This is a genomic window from Xanthomonas sp. DAR 35659 (genome assembly GCF_041242975.1).
Taxonomy (GTDB): Bacteria; Pseudomonadota; Gammaproteobacteria; order Xanthomonadales; family Xanthomonadaceae; genus Xanthomonas_A; species Xanthomonas_A medicagonis.
Window position 1 is genome coordinate 5,351,091 of sequence record NZ_CP162488.1, and the last position, 20,267, is coordinate 5,371,357.

Sequence of the window (20,267 nt, forward strand, 5' to 3'; positions counted from 1 at the left end):
GCGATGTCGCGCGACCGCTTCCACGCGGCCGGCTTCCGCGGAAATACCGATATCTACACCATCGAGAGCGCGCGCGCGACGCCCGCCGCGCCGCCATCGCCCAGCGCGACGTAGGCGCTGCGCAGCGCTTGGACGAAGCGCGCATCGCCCGACAGCGGCGCGAACACCACCTCCAGCGCGATGAACGCCGCCACGTCATGAACTGCCTCGCCGGTCGCGCGTCGCCCGATCCCGTGCAGCGCCTCGGCCATGGGATCGACCAGCGTCACGCCATCGCGCGCCTGTCGCCGCACGAACTGCATCCACGCCGCGATCGGCAGGCACAGCCGATCGATGCGGCGGCCAGCGGCCAGGGCGTCGGCGATGGTGCCGAGCAGGCGCACCGGCAGCTTCTGCGAGCCGTCCCAGGCGATCTGTGCCAGGCGGTGGGCGATGGCGGGATTGCGGAAGCGGGCAAGGATGGCGCCGGTGTAGTGCTGCGGGTCGAAGCCGGGCATCGGCTGCACGGTGGGGGCGATGTCCTCGCGCATCAGCGCTTCGACGAACGCGGCCAGTTGCGGGTGACGCATCGCGTCGACGACGGTGTCCAGGCCGAGCAGCGACCCCAGGTAGGCCAGCGTGGAGTGTGGGCCATTGAGCAGGCGCAGCTTGGCGCGATCGAAGCCGGCGATGTCGTCGCTGAGGGTGACGCCGGCGCGCTCGAAGGCGGGGCGGCCGTTGCAGAAGCGGTCTTCGATCACCCACTGGCTGTAGCGCTCGCGCTGGATCGGCCAGGCGTCGTGGCAACCGAGTTGCGCTGCGACGCGCTCGCGCAGGGCGTCGTCGCTGGCCGGGGTGATGCTGTCGACCATCGAGCAGGGGAACGCGGCTTCGTTTTCGATCCAAGCCGCCAGCGCCGGGTCGAGGGCGTGCGCGAACTGCAGCACGGCGCGGCGCAGCTTGCCGCCGTTGTCCGGCAGGTTGTCGCAACTGAGCATCGTGTACGGCGCCAGCCCCAGGCGCAGGCGCGCGCGCAGGCCGGCGACCAGGTAGCCGATGGCGCTGCGCGGGGCGTGCGGGGTGGCGAGGTCGTGGACGATGTCCGGATGGGCGAAGTCGAGATGGTCGCCCGCCAGGCAGTAGCCCTTCTCGGTGACGGTGAGGGTGACCAGGCGCACTGCCGGGTCGGCCAGGCGGGCGAGCACGGCAGGCTGTTCGTCCTGCGCGCACAGCACTTCGCGGATGGCGCCGATGGTCCGTAGCTGCGGGGGTTCGTCGAGCAGGGCCAGGGTGTAGAGGCTGTCCTGCGGCCGCAGGGCATCGCGCACCTGCGGGCTGTGCAGGGAGACGGCACTGATCGCCCACTCTGGTTCGTCGGCAAGCAGGGCGTCGAGGTAGACCGCCTGGTGGGCGCGGTGGAAGGCGCCGGTGCCGAGGTGGACGATGCCGATGCGCAGGCGGTCCAGGGCGTAGCTCGGGCGCGCGATGGTGGGGGGCAGGTTGGGGAGTGCGGCGGCGGTGAGGCGTGAGTCGGTCACGGGCGATCCAGGAAGGCGATTTCGGTGTGCGGCATGGTCGGTAAGGCGGTCGCGGCTGAAGCCGCTCCTACAGGGAATCGGGGGGCCGGGTGCATGATGGCAGCGTAAGTGGGGGTCGATTTCGTCCGTCCATGCGCGCGCTTCGGTGGCGCGCGCTTGGACAGCGCGCGCCACCGATCTCGATCACCGCTGCGGCACCGCGGCCGACGGCTGCACGCTGAAGCGCTGGCGCACGCGCACGTCGCTGCTCGATGCGCCGACCTGCAGTTCGTAGTCGCCTGGGTCCACCACGTAGGCCTTGCGCGCTTCGTCGTAGATGCGCAGGTCGGTTTGCGGGGCAATGGCGAAACTCACTTCCCGGGTTTCGCCGGGTTGCAGGGCGATGCGCTGGAAGCCGCGCAGTTCCTTGGTGGCGCGTTCGCGTTGCGGCGCCACGGGTTGCAGGTACAGCTGCACCACTTCGTCGCCTGCGCGCTGGCCGGTGTTCTTCACCTTCAGCGTGGCATGCAGGCTGCCGTCGGCTGCGAGCTTGCTGCGGTCCAGGCGCAGGTCGGAATAGGCGAACCGGGTGTACGACAGGCCGTGCCCGAACGGGTACAGCGGGGTGCCGCCGAAGTAGCGATAGGTGCGGCCGCGCATGGCGTAGTCGTCGAACGCGGGAAGCTTCTCGCTTTCCTTGTAGAACGTCACCGGCAGGCGGCCGGCGGGGTTGGCGTCGCCGAACAGCACGTCGGCCACGGCGCTGCCGCCGCGTTGGCCGGGATACCAGGCCAGCAGGATCGCCGGCACGTGCTGCTGCGCCCAGTCGATGGCCAGCGCCGAGCCGGTGGTCAGCACCGCCACCACCGGCTTGCCGGTGCCGTGCAGGGCTTCGAGCAGGTCGCGCTGCGGCTTGGGCAGGCGCAGGTCGGTGCGGTCGCCGCCGGCGAAGCCGGGATAGTTGACCTTCATCTCCTCGCCTTCCACGTCGCCGGTCAGGCCGCCGACGAACACCACCACGTCGGCGCTGCGCGCCGCATCCAGCGCCTCCTGCAGCGGCGGCTTGGCGCCGGGCTGGCGCCAGGCCAGGCGGATGCCCGCGTCGCGCTCGCCTTCGTAGTACTCCAGCCGCAGGTCGTAACTGCGGCCGGCCTCCAGCCGCACATCGACGCCGTCGGCATGCAGGCGGTCGCTGGCGCTCCAGCGGTCGATCAGGCGCTTGCCATCCAGATACAGGCGCACGCCGTCGTCGGCCGCGGTTTCCAGATGGTAGGTGCCGGTGGCCGGCGGCACCAGCTTGCCGCTCCAGCGGATGCTGAAATTGTCGGCCGGGATGGCCTGGTCCGGACCGGCTTCGCCGCGGGCGAGCAGGTTGTCGGTGGGCGAGCCGCGGTCCCACTTGAAGCCGATCTGCGCATCGGTGCGCACCAGCGCCGGCGGGCCGGACAGGTCGCGATTGCGGAAGTACTCGCCGCGCAGGCCGCGCTCGGGCGAGTCGGCCGACGGGCGCAGGTATTGCGGCTCGATCAACGGCGTGGCCGCGGGATCGTCGCGGCCTTCGACCAGGTCGGCGCCGCGTGCGTAGAGCACTTCGGCGTCGGGCGCCGCCTCGCGGATGCCCTGCAACACGGTGACCGGCGCGGCCGGCGTGCCGTAGTAGTTGCCAAGCAGCGCCATGGTGTCGTCGGCGGTGGGGCCGATCACCGCGATGCGCTTGAGCTTGGCGCGCGACAGCGGCAGCACGCCGTCGTTCTTCAGCAGCACCAGCGATTCGCGCGCGGTGCGCCGCGCCAGCGCGTCGTGCGCCGGCGATTGGTTGGCCGAGAGCGGAATCCGCGCCCAACGCAGCTGCTGCGGCGGGTCGAACATGCCCAGGCGCATGCGCGCGACCATCAGCTTCTGCAGCGCCTTGTCGACTTTGGCCTCGCTGATCAATCCCTTGCGCACCGCCGTCGGTAGCGTGGAGTATTCCTCGCCGCATTCCAGTTCGGTGCCGTGCTTCACCGCCAACGCGGCGGCCTCCTCGCGCGTGGCGACGATCTTGTGGTTCTTCCAAATGTCCACGATCGCCCAGCAGTCGGAGACCACGTAGCCGTCGAAGCCCCAGGTGTCGCGCAGCACGTCGCGCAGCAGGAACTTGCTGGCGCTGGCCGATTCGCCGTACACGCGGTTGTAGGCGCCCATCACCGCGTCCACCTTCCCTTCCTTGACCAGCGCCTCGAACGCCGGCAGGTAGGTCTCGTACAGGTCGCGCTGCGACGGGTGCGCGTCGAAGTGATGGCGGTCGGCCTCCGGGCCGCTGTGCACGGCGAAGTGCTTGGCGGTGGCGTCGAGCTTGCGGTAGGTCTCGCCCTGCGCGTTCTTCGGCGCGTCGTCGCCCTCGCCCTGCAGGCCCTGCACGAAGGTCACGCCCATGCGCGCGGTGAGGAACGGATCCTCGCCGTAGGTCTCCTGGCCACGGCCCCAGCGCGGGTCGCGGAAGATGTTGATGTTCGGCGACCAGAAGGTCAGGCCCTGGTAGCGCGCGTGCTGGTCGCGGCGCAGGGCCTCGTGGTGCTTGGCGCGCGCCTCGTCGCTGATCGCGGTGGAGACGTCCTGCATCAGCGGCACGTCGAAGGTGGCCGCCATGCCGATCGCCTGCGGGAATACGGTGGCGCCGCCGGCGCGGGCCACGCCGTGCAGCGCCTCGTTCCACCAGTCGTAGGCCGGCACGCCCAGGCGCGGGATCGCCGGCGCGGCGTTCTGCATCTGCGCGGCTTTTTCCTCCAGGGTCATGCGCGACACCAGGTCGGCCGCGCGCTGTTCGAAACTGCGCTGGGTGTCCAGGTACGGCGGCGGCGCCTCGGCGGCGACCGCCGCGCACGGCGCCATGGCCAGCAGCAACGCCAGCGTCGCGACGCGGTGGCGCCGTCCCGTGTACGGCGCGGTCTCGATGTGCATTGCCTACTCCTTGCTGGATGGATCCGGTTCGCGGCGGGCATACGGCCCGAGGGTGGTGCCGGTGAAGCCGCCAGCCAAGGCGGTGCTGAGCATGGCCGCATCGTCGTCGCGGCGCAGCCAGCGCCAGTCCTGGCCATCGGCGGCGAAGGCGAAGGCATAGCGGCCGCCGTCGCCGGCGATCTTCAGGCGCAGCGTGCCCGTCGCAGCGACCGGGCTGCGCGCGACCGTGGTGGTGCGCTCGCCGTCGCGCTTGTCGAGGAACACTTCGGCGCGCGCGCCGCGGCGGCGCACGCCGAGCACGTACCAGGCATCGGCGTTCTGGAAGGCGGCCAGGCCGGCGACCAGGCCCGGCTGCGCGGGGATCTGCACGGCGGTGCTGGCGTCGAAGCGCAGGTGCTGTTGCCGGTACGCCAGGAACGCCGGATTGCCGCTGCCGTCGAGGCCCTGCGTATCGGGGTGCAGCGTCATCCACCCCGGGCGCGCGCGCAGGTCCAGCCACTCGCGCCTGGGCGTGCGCAGCAGCAGCCAGCGACGATCGCGGTGGGCCGCGTCGAAGTCGTCGCGCCAGGTGAAGTTGCCGCTCAGCGGCGCGGTTTCGGCGTCGGCGCGCAGTCCGGCCGGACCCGGCGCGACGTAGGGGATCGGCTGGCCCGCCGGCAGGATCGAAGGCCAGCCATCGTGCCAGGTCACCGGCAACAGGAAGGTTTCGCGGCCGGTGTTGTAGCGCTCCTGCGCGTACGGGCGGCTGGCCAGGAACAGCGCCCACCATTGCCCATCCGGGCCTTCGACCAGATCGGCATGGCCGGCGTTGCTGATCGGGTCGGCGCGCTTGGCGGGCAGGTCGCGCTGGGTCAGGATCGGATTGTGCGGCGCCGGCAGGTACGGCCCCCACGGCGTGCGACTGCGCAATGCCACCTGCGAATGCTGCGGGCCGGTGCCGCCTTCCGCGCAGGACAGCACGTACCAGCCGTCGCGCTTGTACAGGTGCGGGCCTTCGATCCAGATCGGCTTGCTGGCCAGGTCCACGCCGCCGTTGACCAGCACCTTGCGCGGGCCGACCGGCTGCAGCCGCGCCAGATCGAAGCGCTGCATCCAGATCGCGCGATGGCCCTCGTACAGCGGCGCGCCATCCGGCGGACCGTTGTTGAGCAGGTAGGTGGTGCCGTCGTCGTCGAAGAACAGCGACGGGTCGATGCCGTCGATGTCCGGCAGCCAGTGCAGCGGCGACCATGGCCCGGCCGGATCGTCCGCCGTCGCGATGAAGTTGCCGCCGCTGTCCACCGCGGTGCCGACCACGTAGAAGCGGCCCTGATGGTGCGCGATGCTGGCGGCGAACATGCCGCGCGACACCTTCAGGCCGTCGTAGTTCAGCTGCTCGGCACGCTCGACCACGTTGCCGACCTGCCGCCAGTGCACCAGGTCGCGGCTCTCGAACACCGGCAGCGCCGGGAAGTAGGCGAAGGTGGAATTGACCAGGTAGTAGCGATCGCCGGCGCGGGTGACGCTCGGGTCGGGATAGAAGCCGGCCAGCACCGGATTGCGGTAGTGGCCCGCCGGCAGCGGCGTGGCGAACACCGCATCGTCGCCGCGATACACGAACCAATCGAAGGCGACCGTGTCCACCGCGGGCGCCGGCACCGGCGCGCGCTGCGCCGACGCGGCTTGCAGCGTCGCCACGCCCAGCAGCGCCCACAGCCATGCGCGTCCCCAGCGCATGCGCCTCACCAATCCCACATCCCGCCGTCTTCCAGGCGCGCGATCGGCAGTTGCTTGGGCGCGTATGGATAGCGCTTGGCCAGCGCTTCGTCGATGTCCACGCCATGCCCGGGCGCCTCGCCGCAATGCAGGCGGCCGGCGTGGAACGCGTAGTCGTGCGGAAACACTTCGTTGGCTTCGTCGGAATGGAACATGTATTCCTGGATGCCGAAGTTCGGCACCCAGGTGTCGAAGTGCAGCGCCGCGCCCATGCACACCGGCGACAGGTCGGTGGCGCCATGGAAGCCGGTGCGCACCTGGTGCAGCGCGGCGAAGTCGGCCAGCCGGCGTACGTGTGTGATGCCGCCGGCGTGGACGATGGTGGTGCGGATGTAGTCGATCAGCTGCTGCTCGATCAGGTGCTTGCAGTCCCAGATCGAATTGAACACCTCGCCCACCGCCAGCGGCGTTACCGAGTGCTGGCGGATGATCTCGAACGCGCGCTGGTTCTCCGCCGGGGTGGCGTCCTCGAGCCAGAACAGCCGGTACGGCTCCAGGTCGCGCGCCAGCCGCGCCGCTTCGATCGGGGTCAGGCGGTGATGCGCGTCGTGCAGCAGTTCGATTTCGTCGCCGTGGTCGGCACGCAACCGTTCGAACAGCTTGGGCACCACGCCGAGATAGCGCGGCGTGGACCACACGGTCTCGGTCGGCAGCTCGCTCTCGGCCGGTTCGTAGGGCTTGCCGCCGCTGGAGATGCCATAGGTCTTCTTGATCCCGGGCACGCCGCACTGCGCACGGATGGCGATGAAGCCGAGTTCGCGGAAGCGCGCGACTTCCTCGCTGGTCTCGGCGATGTCGCGGCCGTTGGCGTGGCCGTAGACCAGCGCGCCCTCGCGCGAGCGCCCGCCCAGCAACTGGTACAGCGGCATGCCGGCCATCTTACCGAGGATGTCCCACAGCGCCACGTCCACCGCGGCGATCGCGGTCATCGTCACCGGCCCGCGCCGCCAGTACGCGCCGCGGTAGAAGAACTGCCAGATGTCCTCGATGCGGCCGGCGTCGCGGCCGATCAGGTTCGGCACCACGTGGTCCTGCAGGTAGGACGCCACCGCCAGTTCGCGGCCGTTGAGGGTGGCATCGCCCAGGCCGTACACCCCGGAGCGGGTGACGATCTTGAGGGTGACGAAGTTGCGCCCCGGGCAGGTGACGATGACCCGCGCCTCGACGATCTCGCGATCGCGGGCCGAGCCTTGGGCGGAAGTGGCATTGTCGGAAGTCTGGGTCATCGCGGATCGCTCACGGGGAAGACGCCGCGGCCGCTGCGGCCGTGGACGGGAGGGACAGTTCGAACGGACCGGCCGGCAATCCGGCGCGGTCGAACAGGGTGCACACCGGGCTGTCGGCCCAGCAGTAGCGCACGCGGGTCGGCGCGACGCCCGCCGGGATCGGCAGGCGCACGCTGCGCTGCTGCAGGTCCGCCTGCGCGTAGCGGCAACTGCCGGGGGCGGCACCGCACAGTTCGAAACCGATCGGCGCGGTGGCGCTGTAGGTCTGCAATGCGCCATCGACGTCGTCGAAGTCGACCACCAGCGCCGCGCCATCGCGGCGCAGCGCGCGCGGCACCGGCCCGGAAGGCGGCAACGCCTCGCCGTAGACCACATGGCGCGCGGCGCGCGCCAGGCGGCGGCCGAGCTCCTGCTTGTTGGCCGGATGGATGTCGTAGCGGTCGCCGATGTCGATCGCCACCGCCAGCGCGGCGTGCGGGTCGGCGGCGACGAAGCGCCGTTGCGCCTCGCGCAGCTGCGCCCAACCGCTGTCGCCGGGCGCGGTGGGCGGCGCGCCGAAGTTGGCCAGTTGCACCAGCAGCAGCGGCAGCCGCGCGCCGAAGCGCTGCCGCCAGTCGCGCTGCCAGGCATCGAGCAGCGCCGGATAGCCCGCCGCATCGCCTGTGTTGGATTCGCCCTGGTACCACAGCACCCCGCGCAGGCCGACCCGGCCCAGCGGCGCGATCATGCCGTTGTACAGCGTGGTCAGGCCCGCCGCGGACGACCACGGCGCGCGCGGCGGCGTGCCCAGTTCCCGCGGCGCGATACGGTACTGCCAGCCACTCAGCGCCACTCGCGTGCCGTCGCCCAACTGCAGGTGCTGCACGTACGGCCCGCCGAGCAGACCGCCACGGCGATAGCTGTTGTACACGTTGACCACCACGGTGTTCTTGCCCGCATGCAGCGCGCCGCGCGGCAGCACGTAGCTGCGCGGTTGGTCGGCCCCGTAGCTGCTGCCCACCGCCTGGCCGTTGACCCAGGTCTGGTCGAGTTCGTCCACCGGCCCCAGCGCCAACGTCGCCGACTGCTGCGCCTGCGCGGCGCTCAGTGTGACCGTGCCGCGGTACCACACCATGCCATTGAAATTGACCAACTGCGGCACGCCCCAGTCGTCCCACGCGTCCAGCGCCGGCACCGCCTGCCAGCCGTCGCTGGCGTCGTCCGGCTGCCAAGGCGCGCCAGCACCGTGCGCGCGCCACCACGTCTCCCACAACCGGCCCCAGCGCGGCGCGGCCTGCTGCGGATCGGTGGCGTAACGCGCCAGCACGTCCAGCGCCGGCGCGTTGCCGGGTACCTTGCGCAGGGCCGCGTCGCCGATCCACGCCTGCATCTGCGAGCCGCCCCAGGACGCGTCGATCAAGCCCATCGGCACGTCCACGCGCTTGCGCAGCTCGCGGGCGAAGTAATAGCAGGCCGCGGAAAAGTCGCCGACCGTGTCGGGCGTGGTCGGCCGCCACGCGGCGGGGCCGCCGAACTGCGCCTGCGGGGCCGGGCTGGACTGCGCCGGGACCTTGAACATGCGGATCGCCGGTTGCCGCGCATCGGCGATCTCGCTGCGCGTGTCCAGCGTGCGCCGCACCGGCAGCTCCATGTTCGACTGGCCCGAACACAGCCACACGTCGCCGAGCAGCACGTCCTCGGCACGCTGCGTGCGGCCGTGCGCGGTGCTGGCCTCTAGGGTGTACGGCCCGCCGGCCGGCAATGCCGGCAGCTGCGCCTGCCAGCGTCCCTGGCGGTCGGCGCGCGCCTGCACGCGCTGCTGCGCCAGCTGCACGGTCACCGTCTCGCCGGCCGCGGCTTGTCCCCACACGCGGATCGGCGCATCGCGTTGCAGCACTGCGTGGTCCTGGAACAGCGCGTGCAGCAGCGGCGGTTGCGCCTGGTCGGCGTGGGCGAACGCGGGCGCGCACAGCGCCGCCAGCAGCAGGCTGCGCGTGACGTGGACGACAACACGATGCGACGTCATTTCGGATTCCCCGGTGCGTACGGAAACGCCAGCGACTGGTAATAGGCCAGCGGATGCGGCGGCGCCGCGATGCCCGGCGGCAGCGCGCGGCCGGACACGTGTTGCCAGTAGGCGATGCTGGCATCGCGCCACCACTGCGCCTCGCGCTGCTGGATCGCCAGGAAGTCGGCGACCTGGCGGTAGCGCGGCGCATCCACGTACGGCGCCAGCCCGGCCCAGGTCGCGCGCATCCGCGCCACCTCGGCCACGCCGCGGTCGTAGCGGCCGAGCAGTTCGTCCCACAGCGGCCGGCCCGAGGCCATGCGGTGCTCCCACGGCACATGGTGGAACCACAGCAGGTAGTCCTCCGGCACCGTGCGCACATCGCCGAAGCGGCGCGCCAGCGGCGGCGCGTACTGCGCCACCGCGTTGCTGCCGGTCGCGCTGCGGTCGAAGCCGATGCCGGTGCGGTCGGCGCGGTGGTAGTAGACCGGATCCCAATCCGGGCGCTCGCTGCCCTCATCCCATGGCGCCGGGCCGTAGTGGTGGCCGCGGCCCATCAGGTGATGCAGGCCGAGCGGGGTCATGTAGTCGACCGCCGCCTGGTGCGAGGCCATCATCATGCCGACCACTGGCGCGACCAGGGCCGGATCGTTGCCGAAGGTCATCCGCACCCAGTCCTCGGCGATGGCCTGCGCATCGCCCTGCGGATCCCAGGCCAGCCGCCCGAACGCGTACCAGTTGGCCTGGTCGAAGATCGAGCCGCACCAGTTGCGGTCCGCGCCGATGTTGGCGACCCCGGCGATGCCGCTGAGCGCATGGCCATCCACGGCGCCCTCCACCACCCGCGCCACCGTCGCCTGCTTGCCGCGGTACGTGTTCGATTGCAGGGTCTCCTGGTACAGCGTGCCCAGGTAGACCAGATGCGTGGCGAAGCCGAGGTACTCCTTGGTGATCTGGAATTCCAGCATCAGCGGGGTCTTCGGCATCGCCCCGAACAAGGGATGGAACGGCTCGCGCGGCTGGAAGTCGATGGCGCCGTTCTTGACCTGCACCACCACGTTGTCGCGGAATGTCCCGTCCAGCGGCACGAACTCGCTGTACGCCTGCTTGGCGCGGTCGTCCGGCTGCGTGTGCGAATAGACGAAGGCGCGCCACATCACCACGCCGCCGTGCGGCGCCAGCGCCTCGGCAAGCATGTTGGCGCCGTCGGCGTGGCTGCGGCCGTAGTCCTGCGGGCCCGGCTGGCCTTCGGAATTGGCCTTGACCAGGAAGCCGCCGAAATCGGGAATGCGCGCGTAGATCGCATCGGCCTTGTCGCGCCACCAGCGGCGCACCGCCGGGTCCAGCGGATCGGCGGTCGGCAGCCCGCCGAGTTCGATCGGCGCGCTGAAGCGCGCGCTCAGGTACACGCGGATGCCGTACGGCCGCAGCGCGTCGGCCAGCGCCGCGGCCTTGTCCAGATAGTCCGGGGTCAGGCTCCAGGCCTTGGCGTTGACGTTGTTCAACACCGCGCCGTTGAGGCCGATGGAGGCATTGGCGCGCGCGTAGTCGGTGTAGCGCGGGTCCACGTAGCCGGGCAGCTTCTGCCAGTCCCACAGCGAGGCGCCGGCATAGCCGCGTTCGACCACGCCATCCAGGTTGTCCCAGTGGTCGAGCACGCGCAGCTTCACCCGCGGCACCTCGCGCAGCGCCAACCCGGCAGGCGCCTGCCCGGTCTGCAGCAAGCGCAGCAAGTGGAATGCCGCGTACAGCACGCCGCGCTCGCCGCCGCCGACCAACACGGTGGCCGGACGGCCGTCGATGCGCACGCTGCGGATCAGGTAGCCCTCCTCGCCCAGGCCGCGCGTGTCCAGGCGCAGCCGCGCGATCGCCGGCGTGGCCGGGGTGCCGAGCACGATCGCGCCGGCGCGGTCCGCCGTGGGCGCGAGCGGCGGCGCGGCGCCGAGCAGGCCGCCCAGGCCACGGCGCAGCTCCTCGCGCGCGGCGCGCTGCATCGGCGTGTCGGCGGCGGCCACCAGTTGCGTCGCCGCGTCGCGCCACGGCGCCGCCTGCGCCGGCGCCATTGGTTGGTAGCGCAACCATAGGTCGTAGCCGTCCTCGGCCTGCGCCGCCACGGCCGGCAGCAGCAGGGCCAGCCACAGGCAGGCGCTCCCCAGCCAGCCGCCACGCAGCGGACGCCGGCGTCGTGGCGCGCGCGACACGGCATGGGCGCTCATGCGCGCGGCCTCGGCGCTGCGGCCGGCGCGCGGCGATGGTCGCCGCCCACCCGGCTTCCCGGTACCATGCAGGCGTCACTCGTGTCGGGATCCGCACCGTGCCGCGGCACCGTCGCGCACGCGGCTTGCGCAGAACCTCCCCGGTCGACACCCACGCCCGCACGCCAGCGAAGAGGTCCATCTTGGAGAAGGTCAGGAAATCGGTGCGCCGCAAGAGCCTTGCCGTGACCATCGACGAGGTGGCCGCGCTGGCCAAGGTCTCGCCGATGACCGTGTCGCGGGTGATCAACGGCCAGGGCAACGTGCGCGACACCACCCGCGAGCAGGTCATGCGCGCGGTCGAGACGCTCGGCTACACGCCGAACCTGGCGGCCAGCGCGCTGGCCGCCGCGCAGAACACGCGGGTCGCGCTGATCTACAGCAATCCCAGCGGCGCCTATCTCGGCGAATTGCTGGTCGGCGTGCTGCGCGCCGCCTCGCGCACCTCGATCCAGGTGGTGGTGGATTACTGGGACGACCTCGGCGCCGAGGCCGAACGCAAGGCCGCGCGCAAGCTGGCCAAGAGCGTGGCCGGGGTGATCCTGCCGCCGCCGCTGTGCGAATCGGAGGCCGCGATCCACGAACTGGTGCGCGCCAAGGTGCCGGTGGTGGCGATCGCCTCGGACCGTTTCAGCGAACAGGTGGCCTGCGTGCGCGTGGACGAGTTCAATGCCAGCAAGGACATCACCGCCTACCTGATCGCGCAGGGCCACACCCGCATCGGCTACATCGCCGGGCGCTCCAACCTGTCGGCCAGCGCGCGCCGCTTCGAAGGCTTCCAGGCGGCCCTGGCCGAGGCCGGGCTGCGCCTGGACCGGCACCTGCTGCAGCCGGGCGACTACACCTATCGTTCCGGCCTGGAGGCCGCCGAAAAGCTGCTGTCGCGGCGGCAACCGCCCAGCGCCATCATCGCCAGCAACGACGACATGGCCGCCGCGGCGATCTCGGTCGCGCACCGGCGCGGCCTGGACGTGCCGCGTGACCTGTCGGTGGTCGGCTTCGACGACACTTCCGCCGCCACCGCGGTGTGGCCGGAACTGACCACCGTGCGCCAGCCGATCGCGGCGATGGCCGACGCGGCGATCGACATCCTGCTGCGCAGCATCCGCAACAAGGAACGTACGGCTCGGGCGAAGATCGATCATGTGCTCGCTCATCAACTGGTCAAGCGCGATTCGGTCGCCGCGCCGGCCACCGCGCGCCGCCAGCGGCGCTGACGCGGCGGCGGCCGGCGGACGCGGCCTCAGCGGATCAGGTACTGGTTGATCAGGTTCTCGTAGGCTTCCTGGCGGCCGCTGCGTTGCTGGGGTTCGCCGTTGCCCGCCGCGTACTTGGCCAGGTCGGCCAGCGTGCTGGTGCCGTTGGCGAAGGCCGCGCCGGCGCCGCTGTCGAAGCTGGCGTAGCGCTCGGCGCGCCACTGCTCCAGCGGCGAGGCCGTCAGCAGCGCATGGGCCACTTCCAGGCCGCGCGCGAACGCGTCCATGCCGCCGATGTGCGCCAGGAACAGGTCCTGCGGATCGGACGACTCGCGCCGCACCTTGGCGTCGAAGTTCAGCCCGCCCGGCGCCAGCCCGCCCTGCCGCAGCACCACCAGCATCGCGCCCACCGTGTCGTACAGGTCGGTCGGGAACTGGTCGGTGTCCCAGCCGTTCTGCGGGTTGCCGCGGTTGGCGTCGATGCTGCCCAGCAGCCCGGCATCGCTGGCCACCTGCAGGTCGTGCTCGAAGCTGTGCCCGGACAGCGTGGCGTGGTTGGCCTCGATGTTGAGCTTGAAGTCCTGGTCCAGGCCATGCTGGCGCAGGAAGCCGATCACCGTGGCGCTGTCGAAGTCGTACTGGTGCTTCATCGGCTCCATCGGCTTGGGCTCGATCAGGAAGTTGCCCTTGAAGCCGATGCTGCGGCCGTAGTCGCGGGCGATGGTCAGAAAGCGCGCCATGTGGTCCTGCTCGCGCTTCATCTGCGTGTTGTGCAGGCTCGCATAACCTTCCCGACCGCCCCAGAACACGTAGTTCTCACCGCCCAGCGCCACCGTCGCGTCCAGCGCGGCCTTGACCTGCACCGCGGCGCGCGCGACCACGTCGAAGTCCGGGTTGGTCGAGGCGCCGTTCATGTAGCGCGGATGCGAGAACAGGTTGGCCGTGCCCCACAGCAGCTTGATGCCGGTGTCGGCCTGGCGCTGCTTGGCGATGCCGACCATGTGCTGCAGGTTCTTCTCGTACTGGCCGACGTCGTCGGCGTCCGGCGCCAGGTCGATATCGTGGAAGCAGTAGTACGGCACGCCGAGCTTGGTGAAGAACTCGAACGCCGCGTCGGCCTTGGCCTCGGCGCGGCCCAGCGCGTCGCTGCCGGCATCCCACGGATAGGCGCGCGTGCCCGGGCCGAACGGATCGGCGCCGTTGCCGCAGAAGCTGTGCCAGTACGCCACCGCGAAGCGCAGGTGCTCGGCCATGGTCTTGTCGCCGATGCGCTTGTTCGCGTCGTAGACCTTGAACGCCAGCGGGTTGTCCGAGGCCTTGCCTTCGAACGGAATGCGGCCGATGCCCGGGAAGTATTCCTTGGCGCCGATGTAGACGGAGTTGCTCATGGGAGATGGAGTCCTGTGGAGTGGGAGGAACGCGGCGTGCGGCGCCGCCAGCCGGCCGGCATGGCGATGGCGGCCGGCGTGGCGGCCGCTGCGAACGCGAGTGGGACGAAAGCGGGCGGAGAAGGCGCGGCGCCGCTATCGATGGCGTCTCCGTGGCGCATGGCGTTGGCTTGCGCGATGCGCTGCGGCGCATCGCACGCGCCGCTACCGGATGGCGCCGGGCCGACGATGCCGCCACGGAACCGTGATGCGTGCAACGCTATGGTAGCGCTACCAGCAGCGGCGCTAAAAAAAGCTTCACTGCGGAAGGAAGCCATCGGGGCCATCGGATGCGGTTTGCCGGGCGGGGACGGACCGACTTTACCCAGCAAACCGGCGAAACGCTTGCTGCGTTGCGCCATCCGGCGCGCGCCGCGTCGCGTGCGGTCGCCGCGCTGCCGGTCATGGCCGCGCAGCGCGCGCCTTGCCGTCGCGCCGACCCGATGGCGGCGGCGCGGCGCCACGGCACGCCGATTACAATGCGCGCCGATGCCCTCCGCGCCCCTGCCCCTGCCGCACCCCCTGGCCGATCCGGCGCCGCGCAACGCGTCCGCGTTGGGCAAGCGGCTGTGCCGGCAGGTCGGCCAGGCGATCGCCGACTTCGGCATGATCGCCGCCGGCGACAAGGTGATGGTGTGCCTGTCCGGCGGCAAGGACAGCTACACCTTGCTGGATATCCTGTTGCAGCTGCAGCGCAAGGCGCCGGTGCCGTTCGAGCTGGTCGCGGTCAACCTGGATCAGAAGCAACCCGGCTTTCCCGCGCAGGTGCTGCCCGACTACCTGCGCAAGCTCGGCGTGGCCTGGCATGTGATCGAGCAGGACACCTACTCGGTGGTCACCCGCGTGGTGCCCGAGGGCAAGACCCTGTGTTCGCTGTGCTCGCGGCTGCGGCGCGGCGCGCTGTACCGCTATGCGGCCGAGCACGGCATTACCAAGATCGCGCTGGGCCATCATCGCGACGACATCGTCGCCACCTTCTTCATGAACCTGTTCTTCCACGCCAGGCTGGCGGCGATGGCGCCGAAGCTGCGCAGCGACGACGGCCGCCACGTGGTGATCCGGCCACTGGCCTACGTGCGCGAGGCCGACATCGCCGACTACGCGCAGGCGCGCGGCTTCCCGCTGATCCCGTGCACGCTGTGCGGCAGCCAGGAGACCCTGCAGCGGCGCCAGGTCGGACAGATGCTGCAGCAGTGGGACCGCGACCATCCCGGCCGCGTCGAGCAGATCGCGCGCGCCATCGGCAACGTGCACCCCGCGCAGCTGGCCGACCCGGCGCTGTTCGATTTCCGCGCGCTCGATGGCGCAGACGCCGCGCCGCCCATGGCCTGGCCGGGCGACGACGAGCGCGCCTGAGCCGGACGCCGGCGGCCGGCCCGCGCCGCTGAACCGCACGTTGCGGTATCCAGGCGGGCGCGATGCGACAATGCCCGCCGCCCCTCCGGCGCCTCGCGCCGGGCCGTTCCCGTTTCCTTCTGCTGGATGCTCGATGTTCTTTCGCAACCTGACCCTGTTCCGCTTCCCCACCACCCTCGACTTCGCCGAAATCGACAAGCTCCTGCCGGAGGTCCAACTCAAGCCGGTCGGCCCGCTGGAAATGAGCTCGCGCGGCTTCATCTCCCCGTTCGGCCGCGACGAGCATGAAGTGCTGTCGCACCGCATCGCCGACTTCCTGTGGCTGACCGTCGGCGGCGAGGACAAGATCCTGCCCGGCTCGGTGGTCAACGACCTGCTCGAGCGCAAGGTCGCCGAGATCGAGGAGAAGGAAGGCCGCCGGCCCGGCGGCAAGGCGCGCAAGCGGCTCAAGGACGACCTGATCCACGAGCTGTTGCCGCGCGCCTTCGTCAAGACCTCGCGCACCGACGCGATGCTCGACCTGCAGCATGGCTACGTCGCGGTGGACACCTCCAGCCGCAAGACCGGCGAGAACGTGATGTCCGAGATCCGCGGCGTGCTGGGCAGCTTCCCGGCGCTGCCGCTGAACGCGGAAGTGGCGCCGCGCTCGATCCTGACCGGCTGGATCGCCGGCGAACCCCTGCCCGAAGGCCTGAGCCTGGGCGAGGAATGCGAGATGAAGGATCCGATCGAAGGCGGCGCGGTGGTCAAGTGCCAGCACCAGGAACTGCGCTGCGACGAGATCGACAAGCACCTGGAAGCCGGCAAGCAGGTCACCAAGCTGGCGCTGATCCTGGACGACCACGTGTCCTTCGTGCTCGGCGACGACCTGGTGATCCGCAAGCTGAAGTTCCTCGACGGCGCCCTGGACCAGTTGGAGAACGCCGACCAGGACGGCGTGCGCGCCGAACTGGACGCGCGCTTCGCGCTGATGAGCGCCGAGGTGCGGCGCCTGTTCCTGCTGCTGGAAGAGGCGTTGAAGTTGAGCAAGGCGGATAGTTGAGCCTTTGCCGCGGTCTGTCGCGGCTGAAGCCGCTCCTACGGAACGCAGCGGCGCGCCGGATGGGTGCACTGTAGGAGGGGCTTTAGCCCCGACAGAAGGCCGGAAGGGCCGTCTTTCTGGCTTCGCTCGTCGCGGCTGAAGCCGCTCCTACAGGGGCGCGGCGCGTGCGGTCCGATCCACATCGCGTCGTCCGGCGGCGACTGCGACCGGAACCGGCTGAAGCGTGCAGCGCACACTGTGCGCACTGTCACCGTGCACGCGCGCATCGGCGGTATGCTGTGCGCATGCCCGATTTCCTCCGTCGCCTGATCGCGCCGCCCGCCGCGGCGGTCGAACGCGACCTCGTCCGCCTGCGGTTGGACGAGCGCGAGATCGAGGTGTTGCGCGTGCGCGACCCGCGCGCACGGCGGATCAAGCTCAGCGTGGACGAGCGCGGCGCGCGCCTGACCCTGCCGCTGCGCGCCAGCCTGGTGGCCGGCGAACGGTTCCTGCTCGAACACCGGCACTGGCTCGGCGAGCAGTTGGCGCGCTACCAGGAAGACGACAGCGCCCCGGATCTGCAGCGCGGCGTGCCCGGCTGGCTGCCGCTGCGCGGCGAGCGCCTGCCGCTGCGCTGGAGCGAAGGCCGCTATGCGCAACTGCAGGTCGATGCCGACGGTGCGCAGCTGCAACTGCCGGCGCGCGCCGGCGATGCGGCGATCGCGCGCGCCGTGCGCGAGTTCTACGAAGCGCAGGCACGCGCCGATGTCGGCCGCTGGCTGCCCAGGTACCTGCCGTCGCTGCCGCGCGCGCCGGCACGGATCCGCCTCAAGGTCATGTCCTCGCAGTGGGGCTCGTTGGCGCCCGACGGCGCGATGGCGCTGGACCTGGCGCTGGTGCTGGGCCGGCCGTCGGCGTTCGAGTACGTGCTGGTCCACGAACTGTGCCATCTCATCCAGGCCAACCACTCGCCCGCGTTCTGGCACGAAGTGGAGACGCGGTTCCCCGCCTGGCGCGCCGAGCGCGATTACTTCCACGCGCACGGACGGCGCCTGAAGGCGCAGATGCGGCACTTGCTGCGCTAGGCGCGCGAATCCGCCCTGGGCAGGGCTGGCGGCGTACATCAGTCGATGGAAGGCTCGCCCTGGGCGCCTGCTGGCGCGGCGATGCGGTGGACGACGACGGCGCTGGGTTTCGCCTCAGCGCTGCGGAAGAAGAACTCCATGCGCAGCGCCCGGCAGGCCCCCTCTCCCCGCCCGCCTCACACCTGGCGCGACCTCCGGCGCCAGCGAACCGATACCATCCGAGCCGCCTTACGCCGGCATGTCAGGACGCCGGGATCGGGCCGCGAACGCAAGACGTATCGCGTCTATGCCTGTTGTCGGCAGGCGTGGCGGCAACTTTAGCGAAATTCTGTCTACACACAAGCGTCACATGGCATGTGCAGGGGCCGCGTTCAGCCAGCACCGGCGCCGACCGGTCTAACGGACGTGCGCGACCCCGGACAGCCCGGCCGAGCGAGTCTGGGCGGTCGGCGCCGGCACGCGTCGGCGACGCCTGGTCTGGCGGTGCGCGTGGGTGCGCTGCCGCAGCCCGGGCGCCGCGCCGATCGCGCGTGCGACGAGCTGCACGCGCGGTTGGGCGGCATGCCGGAAGTTCGCGGAGACCGGGCCGGGCACAGCGACCCGCCGCTCGCCGAGGAGCGCGACGCCTCCGCGATGGCGGCGTCGCGGCCATGGGCGGCCGCCGCAGCGTCCGACGCGAAAGCGCGCCCCAGCGCGGCTGGCCTTCAGAAGAAGTCGCGCAACAGCGCCGCCAACGCGGCCGGCTGCTCCATGTGCAGGTGGTGGGTGCCCGGCAACGTGTGCACGCGGCCGTTGCGCAGCCGCGCCGCGCGTTCGCTGCGCAGGGGCTCGGGGAAATACGGCTGCGCCGGATCGGCGTAGATCACCCGCGTCGGGCACTCGATGCCGGCCAGCAGCGCCTGGATCTGCGCCTCGCTCGGCCGCATCGCGGTGGGCAGGGTCAGGCGCCGATCGCTGCGCCAGACGTAGCCGCCCTCCACCGCCTCGACCCCGCGCTCGACCAGCAGCCGCGCCGCCGCCTCGCTGAGCTGGTTGGACAGCATCCGCGCGCGCACCGGCGCGGCCAGGTCCGGAAACACGCGCAGCGGCGTGGTCCCGCCACGGCGGGTCGCCGCGACACTGTCGCGCAGGCGCTCCAGCGTGCCCTCCACGGACTCGGACAGGCCGCCCAGCATCTCGATCGCGACCAGCTTCTCCACCCGCTGCGGCGCCGCCGCGGCCAGGATGCTGGCGATCGCCGCGCCCATCGAATGGCCGATCACCGCGAAGCGCTCCCAGCCCAGCGCGTCGGCCGCGTCCAGCAGCGGGTGCAGCGCCCCGGTCAGCAGGTACTCGGCCCCGGCCGGCAGGGGATCGCTGTGGCCGTGGCCGGGCAGGTCCAGCAACACCAGGTCCAGCCGCGGCAACTGCGCGCTCAGCGGCACGAAGCTGGCGGCGTTGTCCAGCCAGCCGTGCACGGCCAGCACCTTCGGGCCCTGCGGATCGCCGCCACGCAGCCCGGCCAGCCTGCCCACCCGCGACGGGCAGGCGAACGCGCGCAGCGTCATGCGGCGCGTGCGGCCAGCTGCGCCAGCGCGCGCGCGTGCGCCGGGGCGTCGTTGAGGCAGGGGATGTAGCGCACCTGCATGCCGCGCGCGGCGCAGGTCTCGACGAAGCCCATCGCCACCTCCTCCAGCGTCTCCAGGCAGTCGGTGGCGAAGCCCGGGCAGATCACGTCGACGCGCTTGATGCCCTGCTCGGCCAATTGCCACAGGCTCGGCTCGGCATACGGCTGCAGCCAGCGTTCGGCGCCGAAGCGCGACTGGTAGCCCAACTGCCAGTCGCCGGCGTCCAGCCCCAGCGCCGCGGCGATCGCATGCGCGCTGGCCTCGCAGCGCTGCGGGTAGGGATCGCCGTTGTTGGCCACGCGCTGCGGCAGGCCATGGAAGGAGAAGAACAGGCGCTCGCCGCGGCCATGCTGCGCCCAGTGCGCGCGCACGCTGTCGGCCACCGCGGCGACCCAGGCCGGGTCGGTCGGATAGTCCTCGATCAGGCGCACCGGCAGCTGCGGGTTGCGCGCCTGCCAGGCCTGCACCACGTCCTCGATCGAGGCGGTGGTGGTGGTCGAATACTGCGGATACAGCGGCAGCACCACGATCTTGCGCACGCCGCCGTCGCGCAGCGCGTCCAGCGCCGGCGCCAGCGCCGGCGTGCCGTAGCGCATCGCCCAGGCCACGCGGTGTTCAGGCAGTTCGCGCTGCATGCCCTCGGCCAGGCGCCGCGTGTACACCGCCAGCGGCGAGCCGTCCGGCAGCCACACCAGCGCGTACTTCTCCGCCGAACGCGGCGAGCGCCGCGGCAGGATCACCCAGTTCAACAGCGGCCACCAGAACAGCCTGGGGATGGCGACCACGCGCTTGTCGCCGAGGAACTCGGCCAGGTAGCGGGCGACCGCAGGCGCGGTCGGCGCCTCGGGCGTGCCTAGATTCACCACCAGGACGGCGGTCTCGGGTGCGTCGGACATGCGCGCATTGTGGCAGAGGC

At 71.3% G+C, this 20,267-nt stretch carries 13 protein-coding genes; 4 read left to right on the plus strand and 9 right to left on the minus strand.

Translation table 11 applies throughout. The features are described 5' to 3' along the window. Window positions 1-53: 53 nt before the first annotated feature. The 6 genes from AB3X07_RS22695 to AB3X07_RS22720 form a co-directional block, all read right to left on the minus strand. Window positions 54-1,517, minus strand: coding sequence for a mannitol dehydrogenase family protein (locus tag AB3X07_RS22695; protein ID WP_369941527.1), 1,464 nt, complete (start codon window positions 1,515-1,517; stop codon window positions 54-56). Window positions 1,518-1,700: 183 nt separating this feature from the next. Continuing rightward, complete coding sequence (locus tag AB3X07_RS22700) at window positions 1,701-4,367, minus strand: glycoside hydrolase family 3 protein (protein ID WP_369944848.1); 2,667 nt, start codon at window positions 4,365-4,367, stop codon at window positions 1,701-1,703. A 72-nt stretch (window positions 4,368-4,439) separates the two neighbouring features. Then, on the minus strand, window positions 4,440-6,152 hold the full coding sequence (locus tag AB3X07_RS22705; protein ID WP_369941529.1) for a glycoside hydrolase family 43 protein: 1,713 nt from the start codon (window positions 6,150-6,152) through the stop codon (window positions 4,440-4,442). Between the two features lie 5 nt (window positions 6,153-6,157). Then, window positions 6,158-7,417 (minus strand): D-mannonate dehydratase ManD, encoded by a 1,260-nt coding sequence (gene manD / locus AB3X07_RS22710; RefSeq protein WP_369941531.1) that lies wholly within the window; start codon window positions 7,415-7,417, stop codon window positions 6,158-6,160. Between the two features lie 10 nt (window positions 7,418-7,427). Further along, the gene (locus tag AB3X07_RS22715; RefSeq protein WP_369941533.1) at window positions 7,428-9,422 is read right to left on the minus strand and encodes a sialate O-acetylesterase; all 1,995 of its coding nucleotides are present in this window, start codon (window positions 9,420-9,422) and stop codon (window positions 7,428-7,430) included. Then, on the minus strand, window positions 9,419-11,620 hold the full coding sequence (locus AB3X07_RS22720; RefSeq protein WP_369941534.1) for an alpha-glucuronidase family glycosyl hydrolase: 2,202 nt from the start codon (window positions 11,618-11,620) through the stop codon (window positions 9,419-9,421). Before AB3X07_RS22720 ends, AB3X07_RS22715 begins: the two co-directional genes overlap by 4 nt. A 182-nt stretch (window positions 11,621-11,802) precedes the next feature. Here AB3X07_RS22720 and AB3X07_RS22725 point away from each other — a divergent pair, with 182 nt between their 5' ends. Further along, window positions 11,803-12,876, plus strand: a complete 1,074-nt coding sequence (locus AB3X07_RS22725; protein ID WP_369941536.1) for a LacI family DNA-binding transcriptional regulator — start codon at window positions 11,803-11,805, stop codon at window positions 12,874-12,876. A gap of 26 nt (window positions 12,877-12,902) precedes the next feature. Here AB3X07_RS22725 and xylA read toward each other — a convergent pair whose 3' ends face one another. Beyond that, window positions 12,903-14,243: a xylose isomerase gene (xylA, locus tag AB3X07_RS22730; RefSeq protein ID WP_369938913.1), complete on the minus strand. Its 1,341-nt coding sequence runs from the start codon at window positions 14,241-14,243 to the stop codon at window positions 12,903-12,905. 528 nt (window positions 14,244-14,771) lie between these two features. On the opposite strand from xylA, the gene ttcA reads away from it, so the two are divergent. The 3 genes from ttcA (at window position 14,772) to AB3X07_RS22745 (ending at window position 17,744) form a co-directional block, all read left to right on the plus strand. Beyond that, complete coding sequence (gene ttcA, locus AB3X07_RS22735; protein ID WP_369941538.1) at window positions 14,772-15,638, plus strand: tRNA 2-thiocytidine(32) synthetase TtcA; 867 nt, start codon at window positions 14,772-14,774, stop codon at window positions 15,636-15,638. Between the two features lie 133 nt (window positions 15,639-15,771). Further along, window positions 15,772-16,680 carry a recombination-associated protein RdgC gene (locus AB3X07_RS22740; protein ID WP_369941540.1) on the plus strand — a complete coding sequence of 303 codons (909 nt, stop codon included), beginning with the start codon at window positions 15,772-15,774 and terminating at the stop codon, window positions 16,678-16,680. Window positions 16,681-16,964: 284 nt separating this feature from the next. After that, window positions 16,965-17,744 (plus strand): SprT family zinc-dependent metalloprotease, encoded by a 780-nt coding sequence (locus AB3X07_RS22745; protein WP_369941542.1) that lies wholly within the window; start codon window positions 16,965-16,967, stop codon window positions 17,742-17,744. A 704-nt stretch (window positions 17,745-18,448) separates the two neighbouring features. Here AB3X07_RS22745 and AB3X07_RS22750 read toward each other — a convergent pair. Both AB3X07_RS22750 and hemH read right to left on the minus strand, forming a co-directional pair. Continuing rightward, the gene (locus tag AB3X07_RS22750) at window positions 18,449-19,291 is read right to left on the minus strand and encodes an alpha/beta fold hydrolase (RefSeq protein WP_369941544.1); all 843 of its coding nucleotides are present in this window, start codon (window positions 19,289-19,291) and stop codon (window positions 18,449-18,451) included. Then, window positions 19,288-20,247: a ferrochelatase gene (gene hemH / locus AB3X07_RS22755; protein ID WP_369941546.1), complete on the minus strand. Its 960-nt coding sequence runs from the start codon at window positions 20,245-20,247 to the stop codon at window positions 19,288-19,290. The genes AB3X07_RS22750 and hemH overlap by 4 nt, the downstream gene beginning before the upstream one ends. Window positions 20,248-20,267: the final 20 nt, after the last annotated feature.

Excerpts from the sequence above, each read along its gene's own strand:
- AB3X07_RS22700 (WP_369944848.1), bottom strand. The coding sequence starts at position 4,367 with ATGGCGCCGTGCGCGGCGGTCGCCGCCGAGGCGCCGCCGCCGTACCTG.
- AB3X07_RS22705 (WP_369941529.1), bottom strand. The coding sequence starts at position 6,152 with ATGCGCTGGGGACGCGCATGGCTGTGGGCGCTGCTGGGCGTGGCGACG.
- manD (WP_369941531.1), bottom strand. The coding sequence starts at position 7,417 with ATGACCCAGACTTCCGACAATGCCACTTCCGCCCAAGGCTCGGCCCGC.
- AB3X07_RS22715 (WP_369941533.1), bottom strand. The coding sequence starts at position 9,422 with ATGACGTCGCATCGTGTTGTCGTCCACGTCACGCGCAGCCTGCTGCTG.
- AB3X07_RS22720 (WP_369941534.1), bottom strand. The coding sequence starts at position 11,620 with ATGAGCGCCCATGCCGTGTCGCGCGCGCCACGACGCCGGCGTCCGCTG.
- xylA (WP_369938913.1), bottom strand. The coding sequence starts at position 14,243 with ATGAGCAACTCCGTCTACATCGGCGCCAAGGAATACTTCCCGGGCATC.
- ttcA (WP_369941538.1), top strand. The coding sequence starts at position 14,772 with ATGCCCTCCGCGCCCCTGCCCCTGCCGCACCCCCTGGCCGATCCGGCG.
- AB3X07_RS22740 (WP_369941540.1), top strand. The coding sequence starts at position 15,772 with ATGTTCTTTCGCAACCTGACCCTGTTCCGCTTCCCCACCACCCTCGAC.
- AB3X07_RS22745 (WP_369941542.1), top strand. The coding sequence starts at position 16,965 with ATGCCCGATTTCCTCCGTCGCCTGATCGCGCCGCCCGCCGCGGCGGTC.
- AB3X07_RS22750 (WP_369941544.1), bottom strand. The coding sequence starts at position 19,291 with ATGACGCTGCGCGCGTTCGCCTGCCCGTCGCGGGTGGGCAGGCTGGCC.
- hemH (WP_369941546.1), bottom strand. The coding sequence starts at position 20,247 with ATGTCCGACGCACCCGAGACCGCCGTCCTGGTGGTGAATCTAGGCACG.